15 protein-coding genes are annotated in these 22,080 nt (G+C 58.1%); 7 read left to right on the plus strand and 8 right to left on the minus strand.

The window, feature by feature from the left end:
- Nucleotides 1–11 precede the first annotated feature (11 nt).
- The 6 genes from HX773_RS22760 to HX773_RS22785 all read right to left on the minus strand — a co-directional run bounded on the left by HX773_RS22760 (nt 12) and on the right by HX773_RS22785 (nt 6,477).
- On the minus strand, nt 12–1,352 hold the full coding sequence (locus HX773_RS22760) for an MFS transporter (protein ID WP_176973432.1): 1,341 nt from the start codon (nt 1,350–1,352) through the stop codon (nt 12–14).
- Nucleotides 1,353–1,407: 55 nt separating this feature from the next.
- Complete coding sequence (locus HX773_RS22765) at nt 1,408–2,040, minus strand: methyltransferase (RefSeq protein WP_061719104.1); 633 nt, start codon at nt 2,038–2,040, stop codon at nt 1,408–1,410.
- Between the two features lie 486 nt (nt 2,041–2,526).
- The gene (locus HX773_RS22770) at nt 2,527–3,300 is read right to left on the minus strand and encodes an FCD domain-containing protein (protein WP_061719402.1); all 774 of its coding nucleotides are present in this window, start codon (nt 3,298–3,300) and stop codon (nt 2,527–2,529) included.
- Nucleotides 3,301–3,378: 78 nt separating this feature from the next.
- Nucleotides 3,379–3,696, minus strand: coding sequence for a PTS sugar transporter subunit IIB (locus tag HX773_RS22775; protein ID WP_176973433.1), 318 nt, complete (start codon nt 3,694–3,696; stop codon nt 3,379–3,381).
- A 9-nt stretch (nt 3,697–3,705) separates the two neighbouring features.
- Entirely contained in the window at nt 3,706–5,133 is a 1,428-nt protein-coding gene (locus tag HX773_RS22780) for a glycoside hydrolase family 1 protein (RefSeq protein WP_176973434.1), read from the minus strand.
- A 9-nt stretch (nt 5,134–5,142) separates the two neighbouring features.
- Complete coding sequence (locus HX773_RS22785; RefSeq protein ID WP_176973435.1) at nt 5,143–6,477, minus strand: PTS sugar transporter subunit IIC; 1,335 nt, start codon at nt 6,475–6,477, stop codon at nt 5,143–5,145.
- A gap of 167 nt (nt 6,478–6,644) precedes the next feature.
- Here HX773_RS22785 and HX773_RS22790 point away from each other — a divergent pair, with 167 nt between their 5' ends.
- From HX773_RS22790 to HX773_RS22805, 4 genes are all read left to right on the plus strand, one after another.
- Nucleotides 6,645–6,956, plus strand: coding sequence for a PTS lactose/cellobiose transporter subunit IIA (locus HX773_RS22790; RefSeq protein ID WP_061719101.1), 312 nt, complete (start codon nt 6,645–6,647; stop codon nt 6,954–6,956).
- Nucleotides 6,957–7,173: 217 nt separating this feature from the next.
- Complete coding sequence (locus HX773_RS22795; RefSeq protein WP_008110139.1) at nt 7,174–7,485, plus strand: DUF1778 domain-containing protein; 312 nt, start codon at nt 7,174–7,176, stop codon at nt 7,483–7,485.
- Nucleotides 7,466–8,002 (plus strand): GNAT family N-acetyltransferase, encoded by a 537-nt coding sequence (locus tag HX773_RS22800; RefSeq protein WP_176973436.1) that lies wholly within the window; start codon nt 7,466–7,468, stop codon nt 8,000–8,002. The genes HX773_RS22795 and HX773_RS22800 overlap by 20 nt, the downstream gene beginning before the upstream one ends.
- A gap of 25 nt (nt 8,003–8,027) precedes the next feature.
- Entirely contained in the window at nt 8,028–8,657 is a 630-nt protein-coding gene (locus HX773_RS22805; RefSeq protein ID WP_176973437.1) for a LysE family translocator, read from the plus strand.
- A gap of 232 nt (nt 8,658–8,889) precedes the next feature.
- Here the strand turns inward: HX773_RS22805 and HX773_RS22810 are convergent, their stop codons facing one another.
- Both HX773_RS22810 and HX773_RS22815 read right to left on the minus strand, forming a co-directional pair.
- Entirely contained in the window at nt 8,890–9,375 is a 486-nt protein-coding gene (locus tag HX773_RS22810; RefSeq protein ID WP_176973438.1) for a hypothetical protein, read from the minus strand.
- A gap of 173 nt (nt 9,376–9,548) precedes the next feature.
- Nucleotides 9,549–11,735, minus strand: a complete 2,187-nt coding sequence (locus HX773_RS22815) for a TonB-dependent siderophore receptor (protein ID WP_176973439.1) — start codon at nt 11,733–11,735, stop codon at nt 9,549–9,551.
- A gap of 278 nt (nt 11,736–12,013) precedes the next feature.
- Between HX773_RS22815 and fes the strand changes: the two genes are divergently transcribed.
- From fes to HX773_RS22830, 3 genes are read left to right on the plus strand one after another with little or no spacing between them, the layout of a single operon-like run.
- Nucleotides 12,014–13,372 (plus strand): enterochelin esterase, encoded by a 1,359-nt coding sequence (gene fes / locus HX773_RS22820; protein ID WP_176973440.1) that lies wholly within the window; start codon nt 12,014–12,016, stop codon nt 13,370–13,372.
- A complete protein-coding gene (locus HX773_RS22825; RefSeq protein ID WP_176973441.1) occupies nt 13,365–13,586 on the plus strand; it encodes an MbtH family protein in 222 nt (73 codons plus the stop codon). The genes fes and HX773_RS22825 overlap by 8 nt, the downstream gene beginning before the upstream one ends.
- A 51-nt stretch (nt 13,587–13,637) precedes the next feature.
- The gene (locus tag HX773_RS22830) at nt 13,638–22,043 is read left to right on the plus strand and encodes a non-ribosomal peptide synthetase (protein ID WP_176973442.1); all 8,406 of its coding nucleotides are present in this window, start codon (nt 13,638–13,640) and stop codon (nt 22,041–22,043) included.
- Nucleotides 22,044–22,080 lie beyond the last annotated feature (37 nt).

Consider the following 22,080-nt stretch of genomic DNA (forward strand, 5'->3'; position numbering starts at 1 on the left):
TGCTACGGCGTTCACTCGGCAGCGAGTGGCTTACCGGCGGTTTCTTTCAGATACAGCGTGCTGATGAGCGTCAGCGCGGCGGTGAAAATCACCATATAACTGGGAATGCTGGCGATGCCGGTCAGGCCAATCAACCACGTCATCAGTAACGGCGCGGAGCCGCCAAAGATCACCGTTGAGAGGTTGAAGCCGATGCTGTAGGCGCTGTAACGCACGTTGGTGGGGAACATTTCGGCCAGCGTCGCCTGAATCACACCGGCATGTCCGGCGAAGGCAAAGGCCAGCAGAATTGCCGCCATGCACGCCAGCGGGAACATGCCGAGCGTCAGCAGCCAGAAACAGGGCCACGCCAGCAGCGCCATGGCAATGGCCGACGCCACCAGCAGCGGCTTGCGTCCCAGACGATCCGACAGCCACGCCATCATCGGAATCGCGCCGATAATCGTGATTAAGCCGCAGGCGGTGACCATCAGGCTTTGAATCTGCTGGAAGTGCATCACTTTGTTCAGGTAGGTCGGCATGTAGACAAACAGGATGTAATAGCCCGGACCGTTGACCGCAGGCAGCGTGATCGCCAGTCCAATCGCTTTCAGATGGCGCTTTGAGGAAAGCACTTCACGCAGTGGATTGCGCACCACGCGCTTGTTGGCTTTTACCATCTGAAAATGAGGCGTGTCCTCAATGCGGGTGCGGATGTAGACGCCAATCAAGGCCATTGGGATCGCCAGCAGGAACGGCACGCGCCACACCCAGGCGGTCATCGCCTCGGTGCCAAACACGTTGATCAATCCGCTGATCAGCAGGCTGCCAAACAGCAACGCGATAAACGAACCCATCACCAGCGGCGACATCACCACCGCGCGGCGATGATCTTCGGCATATTCCGCCACGAACGAACCGGCACCTGAAACTTCGCCTCCGGCGGAAAATCCCTGCACGATGCGCAGCAAAATCAGCAGCGCCGGAGCCGCCCAGCCAATGCTGGCGTAGCTGGGCAGCAGACCAATCGCCGCCGTCGCCAGCGAGATCATCAGCAGGAGAATGGCGAGAAGCTTCTGGCGGCCCATTTTGTCGCCGAGATAGCCGCAGATCACGCCGCCAAACGGGCGCACGAAGAAGCTCACGGTGAAGCCGAGGTAGGTCAGCATCAGGCCGGAATCGCTGGTGCTCATCTCGCTGGCGGAAAACACCAGCACCAGTGAACTGACCAATAAGCCGTAAATGCCGTAGTCATACCACTCGACAAAGGATCCGACGCCGCCCGCGAGAGAAGCGCGGCGTACGACGTTATTTTTGGTTGTTCCGTCCTTCGGCAAAGCGTAATCCATTGTTACCGCATGTGATTTCGTCATTGGTTTGCCCTGAAAGTGTGGTGAAAACATCCCCGGAATGCGCTAATCCAGCGGCTTATTTATACTGACGCGTCACTTCTGCCGTCATTTCTGCTTCACGGCGCGCCACTTCCTGCACCGCCGCTAGCACGGCTTCGGCGCGCCAGAAGGGAATGATGATCACGCCGTCATCGTCGCCGACCACGATGTCACCCGCGCAGCACACCACGCCGCCAATCGCCACCGGCTCACCGATCACACCCGGACCGTTTTTGAACGGACCTGCTGGCGTGGTGCCGCGACAGAACGTGGGTAAACCGGTGGATTCAATCACGCTGCGATCGCGAACTGCACCGTCGATAACCTGCGCCACCGCACCGGCATGCTGAAAGCGCTGCGTCAGCTGCTCGCCCACCAGCGCCCGATCGATGTGACCCTGGCCGTTAATCATCATCACGTCGCCCGGTTGGATGTGATCCAGCGCGCGGATCACCGCCGCGTTGTCGCCAGCCGTGACCTGAACCGGAAAGGCAAAGCCGACAAACGCCGTGTTGGAGGAGACCGGAACAATGCCGCCATCACACATATTCAGCCTTTCCATCGCATCGCCAATGTTGGCAACCGGAAATTCGGCAAATGCCGCCAGCCATTTATTTTCCGGGCGCTGCCAGGATGTCGAAATACGCACTTCAGCCGTTTCAAGAGCCATTATTGGTCACCTTTTAAAATGAAAAAGCATTATCAAGTGAGAAACTTTTATCATTTTAAAAATTGGGTGTGCAACGTCTTTTTTACATGAATATGACAGGTGCGAGGTTTTAAATTAACGAAATGATGGAGGGTTAATACAGGAGCCATGAATGTAAGGCCATGATTAAAAATCAAATTTTAAACATAAGCTTTAGCGCGCGGACCAGCCATATATTGGGATAAATCGGTTTTCCCGCTGATATAGTGTTTTCTTATGTCGGTTTTATGAGGAGAGGCACAAATTAAGTGCATTAATGATTAAATAGAGCGATGCGCGTCACAATATGGTGCAGTAATTAATGCGGAGCCATAAGCAAATAAATAAAGGCTTCAGTTTTCAGCGGTTAAATAATTAGACGCGATGTTACATTGCACCGTGGCGGTGCGCATAAACGCGCACATGGTCGCCATGAATGGCGACCCTACGACATTCATGGCGCCCTCATCACATCAACTTACCCTGGAAAATCGGCACCGATTCGAACAGATAGCCATCAAAGTCTGGCGCATCGGCATCGGATAACTCCAGCAGCGTGTTCTTGACGTTTTCCAGGTGCTGCCACATCGCCTGCCAGGATCCCATCACATCACGGCGGCGCAGCGCGGCCAGAATCGTTTGATGATCGCCCAGCCACTTCAGGCGATAGGCGCGGGTTTCATACTGCGGTCGCAGCTGCTGCCAGAGCGGGCTGGCTTCGTGATGACGCCAGACGCTGGTCACCGTATCGAGCAACATCTGATTTTGCGTCGCGCCTGCCAGCAGCAAATGAAACAACTTGTCGTTATCCTGGCTGCTGTCGTTGAGCGCGATGGCGCGCTGCTCCTGCTCCAGCGTGCGGCGCAGGTTTTCGATATCGGCTTTGGTGGCCATTTTGGCGGCGAAGGCCGCGATGTTGCTCTCCAGCAGCTGACGCGCCTGCAACATCTCGAACGGGCCAACATCGCTGCGGAAAAAGGCCTCTTCCGCATCCTCGCTTTCCGAAGGAATACGCATCACGTAAACGCCGGAACTTTGACGAATATCCACCGTGCCTTCCAGCTCCAGCATCAGCAACGCTTCACGCACGATGGTACGGCTCACGCCCCAGGTTTCCGCCAATTGACGTTCAGGCGGCAGTCTTGAACCTACCGGGTAATTGCCATCGAGGATTTGCTGACGCAGATGCTGACCAATTTCCTGATACTGCTTTTTCTCTTGTGGCGCTTCGGCTTTTTCCACGCTCTCACCCTTTTGCATCATGGTGCATTCGGCCCGGCCGCGTCCTGTGCGAGCCGGAACCTGACTGCTATCTGGGCGCTAGTGTACCAAAGCCAGCGCCTGATCGAGTACCTTTGCACCATTCAACGTGCCGTATGCCACGGTATCGATCACCGCAATCGGCAGCTGATAGCTGTCGGTCAGCTTTTTATTCTCCTCCAGCTTAAAGCGCACCTGCGGTCCCAGCAGCACCACCACCACGTCCTGACCGTAATTTTGTAACTCTTCACGCAGGTTCTGTTCCGGGATGGCGTAGATCTGGAACTCAAGACCGCGTGCCACCGCCTCTTTCTCAATGCGGGTGACTAACATCGAAGTCGACATGCCTGCCGCGCAGGCCAGAATAATGCGTTTCATAGGTGGTCCTTATTTGGCTTCATCGTCAATGTTGAGGGTCAATTGCTGGGTATCGCGCAACTGACGGAACCAGTGCGCGGATTTCTTCATCCGTCGCTGCCGCTGGTTATCGAGGTCGATCTCGATCAGTCCGTAGCGGTTTTTAAACGCGTTCATGGGTGAAACGTTGTCGGTAAACGCCCACAGCATGTAGCCCTGACAGTTGCTGCCCGCTTCACGCGCGCGCACCGCCTGGTAAAGATGTTCAGCAATAAAGTTGATGCGGTAGTCGTCCTGAATTTCGCCCTGCGCATCCTTAAACTGCGCTTCATTCTCAATGCCCATGCCGCTCTCGGCCACAAACCACGGCAGATTGCCGTACTCCTCTTTCATGCGCTGCGCCATGTCGAAAACAATGCGCGGCTGAATTTCCCAACCGCGCGAACTGTTCATGCGGCGGCCCGGCAGCTCAAAATGTTCGTAGTAAAAAGCGGGATGGAACGGCGTCTCCGGATGCCAGGCGCGTGACGGCGCTTTAACACGATGCGGATAGTAAAGATTGAGCCCCACTTCATCGACGGTGTTGGCGGCGATGATCGCCAGCTCCTCCTCGGTGACGTCCCACTGCACTTCATGTTTATCTAGCAATTGCAGCAGTTCCGCCGGATAAACGCCTTTGATCGCCGGATCGAGAAACACCCGGTTGTAAAACAGATCGTAGATTTTTGCGGCTTTAACATCGTGCGCCGCCGAAGAGCGCGGATAGGTCACTTCCGGATTGAGAATGGTGCCCACCGTTCCGGCGTAACCCTGCTGGCGGAACAGCTTAACCACCTTCGCCGTGGCGAGATTTTTATGGTGATTCCACTGCATCCACTTATGGGTGTTCTGCTCATATGGCCAGCGCAGCGCATCAAGATAGACGCGCGTCTGCACCACAATCGGCTCATTGAAAACAAACCAGCGCGTCACTTTTCCGGCGTAGCGGGCAAACACCTTTTCGGCATAGCGGGTAAAAAGCTCGACCACATGTTTTGATTGCCAGCCGCCGTACTCTTCCAGCAACTGCAGCGGCAGTTCGTAATGTTCGAGGCACAACATCAGTTCAATGCCCTGACGCTGCATCTCATCAATCAGCTGGTCGTAATAGGCCGCGTACTCTTCATCAACCACCGCATTTTCATAGTCGGTGAGAAAACGTGACCAGTTAATCGAGGTGCGATAGTGCGTCAGCCCCGCTGCTTTCATCAACGCCACGTCTTCGCGGAAGCGGTTGATAAAATCCGTCGCCACAGCCGGTCCATAGCCGTTATGCCAGACATGGCGATCCTGCTGATACCAGGCATCCAGATACGAATCCTGCCCGGCTTTTTTGCCGCTCCAACCTTCGGTTTGCCAGGCCGATGCCGCCGCGCCGAGGATAAAGCCCTGCGGCAGCGCAATGGTGTGCTTACTCATAGATTCTCCTTAATTTTGTGCCAGTTCGGTCTGCAGATTTTTCGCTTCCGCCGCTTCGGCGCGACGTGCAGCCACTTTGACAAAAGGCAGATAAATCAATACTGAAACCACGATGCAGATGATTTGCGTCACCACCGCGCCCATCGAACCGGCGGTAGAAAGCCACGCATTGATGATCGGCGGCGTAGTCCAGGGAACCATCACCACCGCTTTACCGGCAAAGCCCATCACCGTGGCGAAATAGCCAATCGAACCGGTTACCAGCGGCGTGATGATGAAGGGAATGGCGAGAATGGGGTTGAGCATGATCGGCATACCAAAAATCACCGGCTCATTGATGTTGAATAAGCCAGGTCCAAACGACAGTTTGGCGATTTCACGCATCTCTTTGCGTTTGGTGGCAATCATCACTGCGGTTAACAGCCCGATAGTCAGGCCGGAACCGCCGATGCTCATGTACACGTCCCAGAATGGCATGGTGATGATGTTTGGCGCTTCCTTGCCCTGCTCGAAGGCGTTCATGTTGACCAGAATCGCCCCCAGCAGCAGCGGCTCACGAATCGGTTTCACCATCTGGTTACCGTGAATACCAATCACCCAGAACAGTTGAGCAACAAACATCAGCAGCAGAATGCCCCACAAGCTCTGCACCACCGATTCCAGCGGCTGCTGCACCACTTTGTACACCGCGTCGTACAGGTACATGCCGGTGATCTGATGGAAGATAAAGCCAAAGGTGGCGACCAGCGTGACGGTGATGATCGACGGAATCAGCGCAGAAAATGACGCGGCAACGTTCGGCGGCACGGTATCCGGCATTTTGATTTTCAGCCGTTCAACCTGCTCCAGCCGGCAGTAAATCTCCACCGACAGAATGGCGATAAACATGCCGAGGAACAGACTTTTGGTATCGGAGAACTGTTTCGCCAGCACATCGGTCACCACATGCATCTGGCCATCCACCAGCATTTGCAGCGTGGTGGGCGTCACCGAGATGAAGCAAATGATCGCCAGCAGGCCGGGAAACAGCGTTTTAATGCCGTTGATGCGACCCAGTTCGATACCAATCAGAAACACCGCGCCGATATTCAGAAAGCTCAGCGTGGCGTAGTTAATGCTGCTGGTGATCGGTTTCAGATCGGCAAGAAACGACAGTGCCGAGAAACTGGCGAGGCCATTTTTTGGGTCCAGCACCATGTTGGAAATCAGCACCGAAAACGCGCCGACGATGATCACCGGCATCAGCGTAATAAACGAGGCTTTGATCGCCATGATGTAGCGGTAGCTGTTGAAGCGTGTGGCAAAGCTACCCAGTGAATCGATAAGACGTTCCTGTAGAGACATTGGTCAACCCTCAGCGGTTTTAGGTTTATGCATCAGCTTGATGGTTCGTGGCATACCAAAATGGCGATATCCGCCGTTAATTTCTGTGATCATGCTCGCGGAACTCTTTTTTGGTATTCCGGTAGCATCGTTATCACCAATTTGGCATACCAATAAGTGAGACGGATATGGATTTTGAACAAACGATGATGGAGTTGCTGATTAATGCCGGTGAGGCGCGATCGCAAGCCATGATGGCGATCCAGCAGGCGCGTAAAGCTGACTGGCAAGGTGCCGATGAGGCATTAGCCGCATCCGACGAGGCGGCAAAAGCGGCGCATAAAATCCAGACCGCGTTAATTGGCGCCGATGAAGGCTGCGGCAAAGTGCCGGTCACACTGATTTTGGTGCATGCGCAGGATCATCTGATGACGGCGATGCTGTGCCGCGATCTGGCGGGCGAGTTGGTGCTGTTGAGGAAGGAGTTGCACGGTAAATAGTGGCGCAACAGCAAGGTAAATTTAACCGATATCTAATGTTATACGGCTATTAACCGTACGCGTTGACTTATCAGAGCGACAGGGTTTACATTATCCGCATACGGTTATTAGCCGTACCAAGCTAACTGAAATGAAAGACTTCACTCACATTGCAACACTGCATAAGTTTAAGGACTGACGTCAACAGGAGGCGTTTTTACTCAACGAGGCTCTCGCTATGCCAAAAGTACCCGCACTTTCCACCGATACGCGCGCCGTTAAAGATGCGCGCGTAGAGTTAAAAACCAGTTCGAATCTCAAAGAAGTTTTAAAGGAAGCAGCAACCGCTGCAGGATTAGATTTGAGTGCCTTTATCTTAAATGCGGCGCTTGAGCGTGCAGAAACCGTTTTGGATAATCAGCGACGTCGCCAGCTTTCTGAAGAGAGTTGGCAGCAAGTGAATCAGCTCATGTCTGAACCTGCAGCTCCGACGCTGGCGTTACAAGCGTTGATGCGAAGGAAAAGAGCAGATGGAAAATTCAAGGAATAACAGCGCTGACGTTATGGTGTGCGCTTATCAGGCTGATATCACCTATCCCGGTAATAAGCACTTCGATTGCGGCAACGCAATTATTAACGCCTTTGTACGCAACTCGCTTAAAAAAAGCGTCAAAGAGGGAAACTGTGCAGCGAAGGCGTTGATTGACGCCAATACCGGCGAACTGCTGGGAATCTGTACCTTCAGCGCCTATTCCCTGTTAAAACAAAAGCTCACTGGCGTGTTATCCGGTTCAATGCCAGCCGAAGTCGGCGTGGTGCGCCTGGTTATGCTGGGAGTCGCCGTCAGGGAACAAAACAAGGGTTATGGTCAGGATTTGTTGGGTGAATTCTTCGAACACGTCAAAATAATTCATGACGCTTTACCTGTGAAAGGCGTTTATCTTGACGCTGAACCCCAAGCCGTGAATTTTTACACCCGCCTGGGATTTATGGCATTGCATGAGCCGCCCAATGTATTTGGCGCAATCCCGATGTTTCTGGCGATTCAGCACATTCTCGCGGCGTAATCCATCATGATTAACAGAGGATCCTATGGCGTTGTCACATGAACTGATTCTGATCTACACCACCTATTTCGTGGCGACCGCCAGTCCCGGTCCGAGCAATATGGCAATTATGGGCACGGCGATGAAACAGGGACGCGGCGCGGCGCTGGCATTAGCGAGCGGCGTGATTGGCGGTTCAATGATGTGGGCGCTGCTGGCGGCGTGCGGGGTTCTCACCGTGCTGGCCACCTTTGCGCAGTTACTGATTGTGCTGAAGATTGGCGGCGGGTTGTATCTGCTGTGGCTGGCATTTAAGGCGGGGAAATCGGCGCTGCGTCGGCCCGATGCCAGTGAATTCGCACCGGTCAGCGAAAAAGCGCGCTTCGGCAGAATGTTTCGTCAGGGCATTTTGATGCACGTCGGCAATCCAAAAGCGATTTTGACGTGGGTGGCGATCATGTCGGTGGCGTTAAAACCGGGTGCGGCGGCATCAACCTTGCCGATGATTATTGCAGGCTGCGCGGCGATTTGCGTGCTGGTGTTTGGCGGTTACGCGGTGCTGTTTTCCACTGCGGTGATGGCGGCATTTTATCGCCGTATCCGTCGTGGGCTGGATGCGCTGCTGGCTTGCTGCTTTACGGTTGCGGGATTGAAGCTGGTGTTTAGCCGGAGTTGATGTGGGAAGGTCGCCATAAATGGCGTAATGCTCGTCAGTTAAGACATGAAAACCCTAATTACCGAGAGCACACATTGTAGCGGCGCAATTCATTGCGCGATAAATCGCGCCGCTACGGAAGGTGCGGTGATTTGATACGGCGCTTAACTGATCGGCATTACGCCATAAATGGCGACCCTACAAAACCGTGCCAGTCTTTCGTAGGGTGCGCATTCATGCGCACCTGGAAAAATCACGAATTATTCGGCGGCGTGGCGTCGGTTTCGCTGAAGGCGGGCTTCTGGCGCGTTACAGAATAGACCACGTTTTTCGGGCTGTTCGGATCGGTGGTGACATCCACGGATGCGATGGTCACTTTGCCGAAACCAAACAGCGTCTGCACGTAACCACCAATCTGGTGTTTACCTGGCGCGACGCGAATTTCTCGTTTCTCACCCTTCTTCAGCAAACCCGCATCCTGACCATCTACCGTCACATAGACAGAAGAACCGTCATCGGTACGCGTAACCAAGTGCGAAACGTTGATCACCGTTGGGCCGCTCTCGAACGGAGAAGGCGAATCGTTATTGTCGATTGGCGCGCCGGTTGCAGGCTGAGCGGCGGACGCGTCCGCAGTCGCAGTGCTGTCATGAGATGTACCAGTAACGGCGGCAAGGCGGGCGCAGCCGGTGAGCATGATTGTTGCCATCAAAGTGGCTAAAGTGAAGCGCGATAACATCGTGACGAAAAACCCCTGCTAAATGAGAAGCGTTCATTTTAACGTGCCTTGCAGAGTGATGACAGTCACACAAATACAGTATTTTCCGAAAACAGCTCAACAAATGTCTGACTGGAAAGCGCGTCGCACGGAATGCGAAACGAAACGGCGGCCACGCAGGCCGCCGGAGCGAATTACCAGCTGTAGCTGACGGAAGCCACAATGGTGCGACCGCTGCCGTAGAAGCAGGCGCTTTCATTACTGCATGACGCCACGTAGTGCTTATCCGCGATGTTGTTGACGTTCAGTTGCAGCGTGGTGCCGCGCAGCGAGTTCGCCGCTTCGCCCAGCTCATACTTGGCCATCGCATCATACAGCGTGTAGTGCGGTACTTTGTCGACGCCAATTTCATCCGCTGGCGCGGTGCCGGTGTAACGCACGCCGCTGCCCAGCGTAAAGCCGCTCAGCACGCCATCGAGGAAGGTATAACTGCCCCACGCCGACGCCGCATGACGCGGAATGCTCGACGGTGAATGGCCGATGCGCTGCGTGATGCTGCTCTCTTTGGTCACCGCATCCGTATAGGTATAGGCCGCTAACAGTTTGATCTCTGGCGTAATCTGCGCATGCGCTTCGGTTTCAATCCCTTTCGAACGCACTTTACCAATCTGCTCGTTGTAACCGGTCACGCTGTTATAAGCGGTGATGTTTTTCTGCGTAATATCAAACGCTGACACGGTAAACACCGCATCCCAACCCACCGGCTGATACTTCACGCCCACTTCGGTCTGTTCGCCGGTGGTCGGTTTGAACGGATCGGTGCCTGGCGCGCCGCTGTTGAGGTTTGGCTCGAAGGAAGTGCTGTAGCTGACGTACGGTGAAATGCCGTTATCAAACGCATACAGCAGACCCGCGCGGCCGGTGAACTTGTCGTCATTCTGCTGGGTTTGGCTGTCGTCGGTGCGATCCTGCGTGCGCACTTCGCTCCAGTCGTGACGTCCGGAGAGCAGCAGGTTCCACTGATTCCACTCCAGCTGATCCTGCAGATAAACGCCCACCTGATCGAGCTTCTTGCGCGTGCTGGTGGTGAGCGTCAAATCGCTCTCGTTGATGCTGATCCGTGTCGGATTCGCCCAGTCGAGAATGTACTGATCGCCGCTGTCGCGCCACAGTTTGTTATCGACGTCGCTCCACTTGTAATCGAGCCCGCCGAGCACGGTGTGCGCGATGTTGCCGGTTTCAAAGGTGGCTTTCAGCTGGTTATCCAGGCCCAACTCTTTCGACTTGATCTTGTCATGCTGCGGACGACGATTGATGGAGTGATCGTTATCGGCATCAAAGGTATACACCAGATATTTGTACGATTCATCCATGTTGCTGTAGCGCAGATTCTGCGTGAAGCTGACGTTATCGCTTAAATTGTGCTCGAAGATATAGCCAATCGAGGTCTGTTCACGCTTGGCTTCGTTGAAGCTCGGATCGCTGACGTTAAAATCGTAAGGAATGTAACCCGCGCTGCTCTCTTTCAGCGTACCGCTGGCCGGCAGGAAGTTACGGTATCCCGCTTTCGGCTCATTTTGATACATCGTCAGCAGCGTGAAACTGGTGTCCGCGTTCGGCAGCCAGGTAATCGCTGGCGCAATTGCCATGCGCTGCTGTTTGTTGTCCTTAACGAACTCATGTTTGGTGCTGGCGATACCGTTCAGGCGGTAGAACAGCGTGTTGTCATCATTCAGCTTGCCGCCAAAATCAAACGCCGCTTCACCCAAATGCTGGTTGCCGGTGCTGAGCTGCACTTTGTGAATGCTCTGCGCGGTTGGGCGCTTGCTGGTCATCGCCACGATGCCGCCTGGATTCACCTGGCCGTACAGCACAGAAGCTGGGCCGTGGATCATCTCTACGCGCTCCAGCAACCAGGGATCGATCTGCCCCGCTGCGCCCGCCTGGCCGGATAAACCGTAGCTCAGGCCATCAAGGAATTTCGGCGCATAGCGGAAACCGCGCGCGATGATCTCATCATTACGGTTGGAGTTACCGCGATAGTTGGTCAACACGCCGCTGCTGTAGCTCAGCGCATCCGCGACGGAGGCCGCCGCTTGATCGTCCATCTGCTCACGGGTAATCACCGAAATGGATTGCGGGGTTTTGCGCAGCGGCGTCGCGGTTTTGGTGCCTGCCGCGCTCTCTTTCGCCACGTAGCCTTGCAGCGGCGAAGTCACGCTTTCACGCGTATCGGCGTTGACGGTAATGGTCTCTTCGGCGGCCACGCTGAAGGCGGCCGGAGCCACTAACAGAATTGAGGCCAGAGAAAGGTACAGAGGATTGAATCTGAACTGACGTGCCACAGCAGGTATTGCTGAATTTTTTGCTTTAACGGACATAGTTGCCATCTCTATTTCAAACTGCCTTGTAGATGAAATAATCCGTTCAGTCGCCCTCGCCCAACGACAATGGTTGTAACGGATTGAAATATTACTCGCTTGCGTTATTTACGGTCCTAATCTCCCTGCGTGACGTCCTTCACAAAATAATCCACTGAAAATCCGAAGGTTTATTAGGCGCGAAAAATCATATTGCAAATGTAAATCGTTATCAATAGCATTTGCATTAGCTTTGATTAAGTAAAGACAGTGAACAAAATGTGGAGATGGGTTGCAGGATGTTTCTAACAAGCGCAGAAAAAACGACGCAGACGTGGTTGCCCGCTGGGACAGTTGCACAATGGTTGCAGCAGGCCGATATGGGAAGCGAAGGCTGGTGGCAGCGGCTTTACGCGGCCGGTACGCCGCTGGTGGAGCGTGACGAACGTGGTCAAACGACCATGCACTTCTTCTGGCGCGATCCCGAAGGGCATTCCGCACTTTCTTCCACTGAACGGGTTTATGTCGATATTAACGGCGTCACCGATCACCACAGCGAAGCGCCAGAAAGTCTGGTGCGCGTCGGCGACAGCAACGTCTGGCATTGGTCGACCGCCATTGAATCCGACTGGCGCGGCAGTTACAGCCTGATCCCCGCCACCGCGCAGCAGTTACCGCCGCTGTTTTGCGGCGATGATGCCGAATGCCGCGCGCTGCAGCGTAAATGGTGGATCTCGCTGATGCCGCTGGCAATCCCCGACAAATTCAATCCCACGCCGCCATTCCTCAGCAGCCGCCGTTTTGCTCTGAGCAACGCGCACATGCCGGATGCGCCGGATCAATCGGCCTGGCGCGCGCTGGATGCCGGCATGGCGGAAACCTGGCCGGATACGCTGCAAACCTTGCAGTGGCACAGCGCGTTGCTCAACGTCACGCGCAACGTCTGGCTTTACAGCACCGGAAAAACCGCTCAGCCCGAACAGCGTCCGCTGGCAATCCTGCTCGACGGACAAAACTGGGTTTACGGCCAACCGATTTTCAGCGCGCTGGATCAGGTCACCGCCGACGGCGAACTGCCGCCCGCCTGCTGGCTGTTTATCGATGTCATCGACAGCCAGCATCGCGAAGCCGAATTGCCGTGCAATGAAACCTTCTGGCAAGCGGTGCAGCAGGAACTGTTGCCGCTGGCGCGCCAGCACGCGGCGTTCAGCAGCGACGCCGACCGCACGCTGGTGGCCGGGCAAAGCTACGGCGGACTCGCCGCGCTCTATGCCGGTTTGCACTGGCCACAGCGTTTTGGCCGCATTCTCACGCAATCCGGCTCCTTCTGGTGGCCGCATCTGCAATACATCCGCGACTACGCCAACCGCGAGCAGCACGCGCCCGGCTTGCTTTTACAGCGGCTGCAACAGGGCGACTTACCGCCGGGCAAGCTGAAGATTTTCCAGGAAGTGGGCGATCGCGAGGCGGATATGGTGTACGTCAACCAGCAGATCGTCCCGGCGCTACAGGCCGCAGGCCATGAATTACATTTTCGCCGCTTCGCCGGAGGGCACGATGCGTTGTGCTGGCGTGGCGGTTTGATCGACGGCTGCCGCTGGCTGCTGGCCGATTTTCTCTCCCCTACATCAACCTCTGAAGGTAACCACCATGTCTGAACAACAGAATCCGTTTGATAACGACGCACTCGATTTTCTGGTGCTGCTTAACGCGCGCCAGCAGTACAGCCTGTGGCCCGCTTTTGCCCCGGTTCCGGCAGGTTGGCATAACGTGGCGGGACCGCTGACGCGCAGCGCCGCCATTGAGTTTATCGAAGCAAACTGGCACGACATGCGGCCAGCGACGCAACAGACGTCGTCTACCGCGCATTAATTTTTTTAACTTTCTCTTTTTTAAATTGTTTTTCTCGACAGGAATTGTCTCTTGGCAACGTTTAATAAGGCCCCTTCAGCGGCCTATCCTTTAGTCGCGGCGCAGCCCGGCATCTGGATCGCTGACAGCATTGCGCAGCAGCACAATCAATTTACCGTGGCGCACTACAGCGTGCTGCACGGCGACATCAATCGCGTGGCGCTGGACAGCGCCATTCAGCAGGCGATGGCGGAAGCCGATACCGTTCAGGCGCGCTTCGGCCTGGACGATAATGGCAATCCGGCGCAGTGGTTTGGTGCACAAGCGCCGGTCGCGCCGGAATGGCACGATTTCAGCCAGCGCGCCGATGCCACCCGCCACGCGCACAAACTGATGCAGGCCGATCTCGCCGCCGAGCTGCCCGCCGACGGCGACAAACCGCTCTATCGTCACGCGCTGATGCGCATCGGCGACGGCAGCTGGCTGTGGTATCAGCGCTATCACCATTTGCTGGTGGATGGCTTCAGCTTTGAAGCACTGACCCAACGCGTCGCGGCGATCTATGCCGCCCTTTGCGCCGGCGAATCGCACGCGCCCTCGCCGTTTACCCCGTTCACCACGGTGATTGAAGAGATTCAGCAGTGGCAGGATTCGCCGGCTTTTGCCCGCTCCGCCAGCCACTGGCAAAGCTACGCGGCGGAACTGCCAGAGACGCTGACGCTTTCCAGTGAAAACGTCAGCGATCCCGCCGATCGCCCGATCAGCTGTCAGGTCACGCTGCCGCAACTGGCCACGCTGCGTCAGCAGCAACAACTGGCCGACAGCAGCGAAGGCGATATCGTCAGCGCGCTGTTGGTGGCCTATCTGGCGCGCTTCAGCAACAGCCAACGTTTGTCGATTGGCTTCCCGTTTATGCGCCGCATGGGTTCGGCGGCGATTTCTACCCTCGGCCCGGTGGTCAACGTATTGCCGCTGATTTTCAGCGTCAGCGATGAGATGACCTTGCCGATGCTGGTGCAGCAGGTGCAGAGCGAAGTCCGCAAAGCGCGCCGTCATCAGCGTTATGAAGCTGAACAGCTGCGCCGCGATCTTGGTCTGGTCGGCAGCAGCCAGGCGCTGTATGGTCCGGTGATTAACGTCAAGGTTTACCACGACGATCTGCACTTCGATGGCCATGTAGCCCCAACGCACACGCTGGCGATGGGCCCGGTCGACGATCTGGAGTTTGAAGTTGGCTTCCGCGATGGCGCATTGCAGCTGACGCTGGTGGCAAACCCGCGCCGCTACGATGCGCACACGCTACAACGTCACGCCGAGCGCATCAGCCATCTGCTCACGCAGTTCGCGGCGGATGCTGACACGCAAATCGGCGCGCTGTCACTGCTGGCGCCACAGGAACAGATCGATCTGCAACGTTGGTCGACCGGACCGACCATTGTGCCGCCCGCCGCCACCCACACCATCGTCGATATCCTGCTGCAAGCCGCTGAGCAATACGGCGAGCAAACCGCAGTGGTGTGCGGCGATCGCAGCCTGAGCTATCGCCAGTTAGCCGATCGCGCGATGCAACTGGCGCATCTGCTGATCGGGCACGGCCTGCAGGCTGACGACGTGGTGGCGATTGGCATTCCGCGTTCGGTGGATTCTCTGGTAGCGATGTTCGGCGTGCTGGCAAGCGGCGCGGCCTATATGCCGCTCGATCTCGACTATCCGCGCGAACGCCTGGCGCTGATGTGCGATGACGCGCAGCCGAAGCTGCTGCTGACGCACTTCAGCACGCTGGCGCAAATGCCGGAGTTAACGCATCTACTGATTGATCAGATCGCGTTGAGCACCCTTTCCACCGCACGACCAGATACCCAGCTGTGCGGCGACGATCTGGCTTACATGATCTACACCTCAGGATCGACCGGCCGCCCGAAAGGCGTGATGAGCACTCATCAGGGTTTGCTCAATCTGTTCCTGTCGCACCGCGAGCATCTGTTCGGCCCGGCGATTGCGCGCTTCAGCGCCAGCAGCCCGCGCCGCATGCGCGCCGGTCACACCGCTTCCTTCTCGTTCGATTCCTCATGGGAACCGCTGTTCTGCATGCTGATGGGCTGCGAGCTGAATATCTTCGACGAAGAGCTGCGCCGCGATGCGTGGGGCCTGATTCAGCAGATGAACGCGGTGCCGGTCGATTTTCTGGATATCACGCCGTCGTTCTTCTCGCAGATGATCGACAGCGGCCTGCTGGAAGCCGACAACCATCGTCCCTCTTTCGTGATGATTGGCGGTGAAGCAGCCACGCCAACGCTGTGGAAGCTGATGCAGCAACAGCAGCAGATGGAGATCCACAACTATTACGGCCCATCGGAATACACCATCGATACGCTGGGTGCCAGCGTCATGGCGTCACCGCAGCCGGTGATTGGTCGTCCGGTGGGGAACAGCGAAGTCTATTTGCTGGATAACCAGCTGCGTCAGGTGCCGATTGGTTCTGCTGGCGAGCTGTATATCGCCGGAACCGGCATCGCGCGCGGTTATCTGCGCCGTCCCGATCTCACCAGCGGACGCTTTGTCGCTAACCCCTTCCGCGACGGCGATGTGATGTACCGCAGCGGCGACCTGATGCGCTGGCGTCAGGATGGACAGCTGGCGTTTATTGGGCGAACCGATCACCAGATTAAAGTGCGCGGCTTCCGCGTTGAACTCGGTGAAGTGGAAAACGCGCTGGTGGCGCTGCCGGAAGTCAGCACCGCCGTGGTGATCGCCGAGGTGATGGGCGCCACGCATCGCCTGATTGGTTACTGCTCGGTGCAGGATGACGCGCTGCGCGCCGATGCCGATCTTAACGCCCGTTTGCTGGCGCAGCTCGCCACGCAGCTGCCGGATTACATGGTGCCTGCGGTGCTGATGGTGCTGGACGAATTGCCGCTCAACGTTAACGGCAAGATTGATCGTCAGGCGCTGTCGAAGCCGCAACAGGCGCAGCAGAGCCAGAGTCGCGCCGCCAGCACACCGCAGGAGCAGCTGATTTGCCACGCGATTGCCAGCCTGCTGGGGCTGGAGAGCGTTGGCGCGGAAGATGATTTCTTCGCGCTGGGCGGCGACAGCATCTCCGCGATGGGGCTCAGCACCGCCGCGCGGCGCGCTGGCTATCTGTTGCGTCCACGCGAAATTTTTGCCGAACGCACCGCCGCACGCATGGCGCGGGGTTTGCAGCCGCTGGCACAACACAACACCGGCGCGCGCGTCGCGCAACAGGGCGCGATTGGCGGATTGCCGATTCTGCACTGGTTCAACGCTCAGGCGGGCATCAATGCGCGCTTTGCTCACGGCGTGCTGCTGTCGGTGCCGCCGCAGTTGCAACTCGCACAGGTAGAACAGCTGATCGATCAGCTGGCGCAGGCGCATCCGGCGCTCAACGCCTTTACGCGCGGCGATCAGCTGATTGTCGGCGAAGCGCTGGCATCGCGCCCTGCCCGCGTGCGGGTGCTTAACGCGCAGGATCGCGACCGCGCAGCGGAACAGGCGTTTAGCCAGGATGCTGAGGCGCTCGATCCGGCAAACGGCGCGCTGCTGCACGCCACGCTGCTGCAGCAAGACGGCGCCAGCTGTGGGCTGGTGCTGACGCTGCATCACCTGATTGTCGATGGCGTTTCGTGGCGCGTATTGCTGGAAGAACTGCAACAGGCCGGTGACGCGCTGCTCAATAACACGCCGCTGGTGATCCCCGCCGAGGAAACCTCGCTGCATGACTGGTCGGCGGCGCTACTGGCGAACCTTACGGCGCGCGCCAGCGAGTTACCGTTCTGGCAACAGATGCTGGCCGAGCCGCTGCCGCTTGTCGGTCAACGGGCGATTCAGCCCAGCGATCGCCAACAGCATCACCGCACGCTGTTGGATGCATCGACTACGCACGCGCTGCTCAACACGCTGCCGCAGCACTATCGCGCCACCAGCGAAGAGCTGCTGCTGACCTTGCTGACTCTCGCTCTGCGCCAGCTCAACGGCAGCGCACAGCAGCGCGTCACGCTGGAGTCGCATGGCCGTGCCGAACTGCATGCGCAGCAGGATCTGGCGCGCACCGTCGGCTGGCTGACGGCAGAATTCCCGCTGCTGCTGCCATTGCCAGAAAATCCACATGCGCCGCTCAATGAGTGCGTACGCGCGGTGAAAGCGGTGCTGCGTGCGGTGCCGGATCGCGGCATTGGCTACGGGCAGCTGCGCTGGCTTGATGCACATCGCGGCGTGACGCTGGAAAAACTGGCGGCACAACACGCGCCGCAGGTGCTGTTCAACTACCTTGGACGCTTTACGCAGCGCAGCGGTGACTGGACCCCACAGCGCACCGCGCAGCAGTTCCGCGACACCTTCGCGGTAGTGCAGGATGACGCGCTGCCGCTGCAGCACGCGCTGGAACTCAACGTCTTCGTTGAGGAGCAGCCGCATGCGGCGCAGCTGGCGCTGAACTGGAGCTGGGCGGACGGCGTGCTGAATGCGGAAGCGATTGCCGATTTACATCAGGCAATGGCCGCTGCCGCGCAGGCGCTGATCGCGCTGGCCCAGCAGCAGCCGCAGCACGCCGCCAATACGCTGGTGGCCGCCGAGGTGGCGCTGGAAGGCGTTGATGATGCGCTGCTGCAACAGCTGCATGCGCGTCACGGCGCGTTTAGCCATGCGCTGCCGCTGTTGCCGCTGCAGAAAGGTTTGCTGTTCCACGCGCAAACCACCGCGCAGCAAGGCAGCTACAACTCGTTAACCCGCCTGACGCTGAGTGGCGACATCAGCGCCGCAGCGGTACAAACCGCGCTCGACGCGGTGTTACAGCGTCATCCGCAGCTGGCGGCGCGCTTCGACGCCGAACTTAGCCTGCAGCCGCTACAGCTGTTACCGGAAGGCGAATTGCACTGGCCGCTGACGCTACATCAGCTGGGCGAGGAAGAGGAGATGCTGGGGCTGGAACATCAGGCGCTGGCGCAGGACCTGTTTAGCCAGCCAATCATGCTGCACGCCACGCTGATCGCCCATCGCGATGGCGTGCGCTGGACGCTACTGCTCAACGCGCATCATCTGGTGGTGGATGGCTGGTCAACGCCGGTGATCCTCAACGATCTGCTCAGCGCGCTGCGCCAGCAAACCTTGCCTGCGCACAGCAGCAGCTACGCCGACATTGTGCGTCAGCTCAGCCAGCGCGACAGCCATGAAGCACGTCAGCAGTGGCAAGCTTGCCTGCAAGGGGTGCGTCCGACGCTGCTCTATCCGCAGGCCGCCGACAGCGCGGTCAACGAGAAACGCATTACGCTGGATGCCACGCTGGAGCGGGAACTCTATGCGCTGTGCCGGGCGCGCGGCTTAACCCTGAACACCGTGATGCAGGGATTGTGGGGTTTGCTGCTGTCGGTCGCCAGCGGCCAGCAAGACGTGGTGTTTGGTGCGCCGGTTTCTGGCCGTTTTGGCCAGATTGAGGGCATCGATCAGCACGTTGGCCTGTTCAGCAACACGCTGCCGGTGCGCGTGCGCTTCGATCATCAACGTCCGTTACTGGCGCAGCTCGCCGATCATCAGGCGCAGCAAATCCAGCTAATTGAGCAGGATTGCCTTGGTCTCGCCGAGATTCAGCAGTTGGTCGGCGCGGGTACGCTTTTCGATACCTTGCTGGTGGTGGAGAACTATCCGGACAACCAAACGCTGCTGGATGCCAACGCCACCGTGCGCTGCGAAGCGATCCACAATCGGGGTTACACGCACTATCCGCTGACGCTGCTGGTGCTGCCGGGCGAACAGCTGACGCTGCTGATGGAGTATCGCGACTGCGTCAGCGAGCCGGAACGTCTCGCCGAGCGGCTGTTACTGCTGCTGCAACAGCTGGTCAACACGCCGGATCTGCCGCTGACGCAGTGGAAGTTGCAAACGCTGGCCGAGCAATCGCTGCTCGCCTGGGTGAATAACACCGGCGTGCAGCTGGAAAATGAAACCCTGCAACAGGCGATTGCCCAGCAGGCGGCGCGCACGCCGGACGCGCTGGCGCTGATGGATGTGGATCATCGTCTGAGCTACGGCGAAATGCAGCGTCAGGCCGCGCTGCTGGCGGATCGTCTGATTGAAGCGGGCGTGATGCCGGGCGATATCGTCGCCGTGGCGCTGCCGCGCTCGGTGCGCCTCAGCATTGCGCTTACCGCCATCCTGCAGGCGGGAGCGGCGTATTTGCCGCTGGATATCGGTTATCCCGATGAACGTCTGGCTTACATGATGGAAGATGCGCGGCCGTGGGTGCTGATCACCGCATCCGCACTCGAAACCCGCTTTGCCACCTTTGGCACGCTGATGATGTTCGATGGCTTAGCCGGTGAACACATTCAGCCGCGCCACCCTTTGCCGCAGGCGGACGCCAATCGCCCGGCTTACGTGCTTTACACCTCGGGCTCGACCGGAAAACCGAAAGGCGTGGTGGTGAACCAACGCGCCATCGTCAACCGCCTGCGCTGGATGCAGGCCAGCTACCCGCTACGCGCCGACGACGTGGTGTTGCAGAAGACGCCGTGCAGCTTTGATGTATCGGTGTGGGAGTTTTTCTGGCCGCTGATGACCGGTGCGCAGCTGATGATGGCACCGCCGGAAGCGCATCGCGATCCGCAGGCGCTGTGGCAGCTGATCGACGATTATCGCGTTACTACCCTGCACTTTGTGCCCTCGATGCTGGCGGCCTTTGTCGGCCATCTCGCCGCGCAAACCGATCGGGCTTGCCCAACGCTGCGCCGCGTATTCTGCAGCGGTGAAGCGCTGGCGTGCGACCTGGCGCGCAGCTATCAGGAGGTGATCGCCGCACCGCTGCACAATCTGTATGGCCCAACCGAAGCCGCCGTCGATGTCACCTGGCAACCGGCCAGCGGCAGCGCGCTGGATGGCCTTAACGGGCCGGGCGTGCCGATTGGTCGTCCGGTGTGGAACACACAGCTGCACATTCTCGATAGCCTGCTGCGACCGGTGCCGGTTGGCGTGCCGGGCGATCTCTATCTCAGCGGCGTGCAGCTGGCCGATGGCTATTTGCATCGCGCCGACCTCACGTCACAGCGCTTTGTCGCCGCGCCGTTTGCCGAAGGCGAGCGCATGTATCGCACCGGCGATATCGCCAGCTGGCGCGCCGACGGTGCGGTGGAGTATCTCGGCCGCAGCGACGATCAGCTGAAAATGCGCGGACAGCGTATTGAGCCGGGCGAAATCGAACAGGCGCTAGTGGCGCTGCCGGGCGTAGCGCAGGCGGTGGTGGCGGCACGCGCGCTGACGCAGCACGCCACGGCGGGCGTTGATAACCGTCAGTTGCTCGGCTGGCTGGTGGCCGATGCGGGCGTCGCGCTGGATATCGAAACGGTGAAGCAGCAGCTGGGCGAACGTCTGCCAGCGCATATGCAGCCGGTCAGCTATCTGCTGCTCGACCATCTGCCGCTCAGCGCCAACGGCAAGCTGGATCGTAAAGCGCTGCCGATGCCGCAGCTCAGCGCGCGCAGCGGCCGCCTGCCGGACAGCGCCAATGAACGTCTGCTGGCGGATCTGTTCCAGCAGCTGCTCGGTTGCGACAGCGTGTTTGCCGATGACGACTTCTTCGCGCTTGGTGGTCATTCGCTGTTGGCGATGCGTCTGGCAGCGGAACTGCGCCGTCGTGAAGGGCCGCCGCTCAGCGTCGGGCAGATCATCGCCGCGCGCAGCGTGGAGAAGCTGGCGGCGCTGCTCGACGGCGGTGCCAACAGTGAAAGCGGTGGCAACGGCGAACTGCTGCCGCTGCGCGCCGGTCACGGCCCGACGCTGTTCTGCATCCATCCGGCATCCGGCTTCGCCTGGCAATACAGCGCCCTGCTGCACTATCTCGACGGCGACTTCCCGATTGTCGGCCTGCAATCGCCGCGTCCACATGGCGTGATTGCCGCGTGTCACAGCGTGGAGGCGATGAGCGAACGCCATCTGCAGGCGATTCGCCAGCAGCAGCCGAGCGGTCCGTATTTCCTGCTCGGCTATTCACTCGGCGGCACGCTGGCGCAAGGCATTGCGGCACGTTTGCAGGCGCAGGGTGAAACGGTGGCATTTCTTGGCCTGCTGGATACCTATCCGGCGGAAGGTCAGGACTGGCGCACGCCGGATGCAGATGAAGCGGAACAGGAAGTGGCACGCGAACAGGCCGAATTTATGGCCGCCACCGAGGATGAGCGCGACCCGCTGCTGCGTGAAGAGAAGGCGGCGATGTTTAACACTATCGTCGCCAACTACAAAGACGCCGTCGCACGCCTCGCCGAAGCGCGCACGCCGCGTTATGCCGGCCAAGCCACGCTGTTTATGGCCGAGAAAACCCTGCCGCCGGAGATGGATGTGCGCGCCAGTTGGGCACCGTTCGTTGATGAATTGACGATCTTCCCGCTAGATTGCGAGCACGCCGATATTCTTTCGGCAGATTCGTTAAAGGTGTTGGGACCGTTGATTAATCGTTTGTTAGCTCGGCGTTAATTAAGGCACATACCGTAGCGGCGCGATTCATCGCGCT

Origin of the sequence: Pantoea sp. B9002, assembly GCF_013385945.1 — a bacterium.
GTDB lineage: Bacteria > Pseudomonadota > Gammaproteobacteria > Enterobacterales > Enterobacteriaceae > Pantoea.

What these genes read in the sequence shown, in the direction of transcription:
- HX773_RS22795 (WP_008110139.1), top strand. Translation starts at nt 7,174, where the DNA reads ATGCCAAAAGTACCCGCACTTTCCACCGATACGCGCGCCGTTAAAGAT.
- HX773_RS22825 (WP_176973441.1), top strand. Translation starts at nt 13,365, where the DNA reads ATGTCTGAACAACAGAATCCGTTTGATAACGACGCACTCGATTTTCTG.
- HX773_RS22780 (WP_176973434.1), bottom strand. Translation starts at nt 5,133, where the DNA reads ATGAGTAAGCACACCATTGCGCTGCCGCAGGGCTTTATCCTCGGCGCG.
- HX773_RS22790 (WP_061719101.1), top strand. Translation starts at nt 6,645, where the DNA reads ATGGATTTTGAACAAACGATGATGGAGTTGCTGATTAATGCCGGTGAG.
- HX773_RS22765 (WP_061719104.1), bottom strand. Translation starts at nt 2,040, where the DNA reads ATGGCTCTTGAAACGGCTGAAGTGCGTATTTCGACATCCTGGCAGCGC.
- HX773_RS22815 (WP_176973439.1), bottom strand. Translation starts at nt 11,735, where the DNA reads ATGTCCGTTAAAGCAAAAAATTCAGCAATACCTGCTGTGGCACGTCAG.
- HX773_RS22810 (WP_176973438.1), bottom strand. Translation starts at nt 9,375, where the DNA reads ATGTTATCGCGCTTCACTTTAGCCACTTTGATGGCAACAATCATGCTC.
- HX773_RS22805 (WP_176973437.1), top strand. Translation starts at nt 8,028, where the DNA reads ATGGCGTTGTCACATGAACTGATTCTGATCTACACCACCTATTTCGTG.
- HX773_RS22800 (WP_176973436.1), top strand. Translation starts at nt 7,466, where the DNA reads ATGGAAAATTCAAGGAATAACAGCGCTGACGTTATGGTGTGCGCTTAT.
- HX773_RS22775 (WP_176973433.1), bottom strand. Translation starts at nt 3,696, where the DNA reads ATGAAACGCATTATTCTGGCCTGCGCGGCAGGCATGTCGACTTCGATG.
- HX773_RS22785 (WP_176973435.1), bottom strand. Translation starts at nt 6,477, where the DNA reads ATGTCTCTACAGGAACGTCTTATCGATTCACTGGGTAGCTTTGCCACA.
- fes (WP_176973440.1), top strand. Translation starts at nt 12,014, where the DNA reads ATGTTTCTAACAAGCGCAGAAAAAACGACGCAGACGTGGTTGCCCGCT.
- HX773_RS22760 (WP_176973432.1), bottom strand. Translation starts at nt 1,352, where the DNA reads ATGACGAAATCACATGCGGTAACAATGGATTACGCTTTGCCGAAGGAC.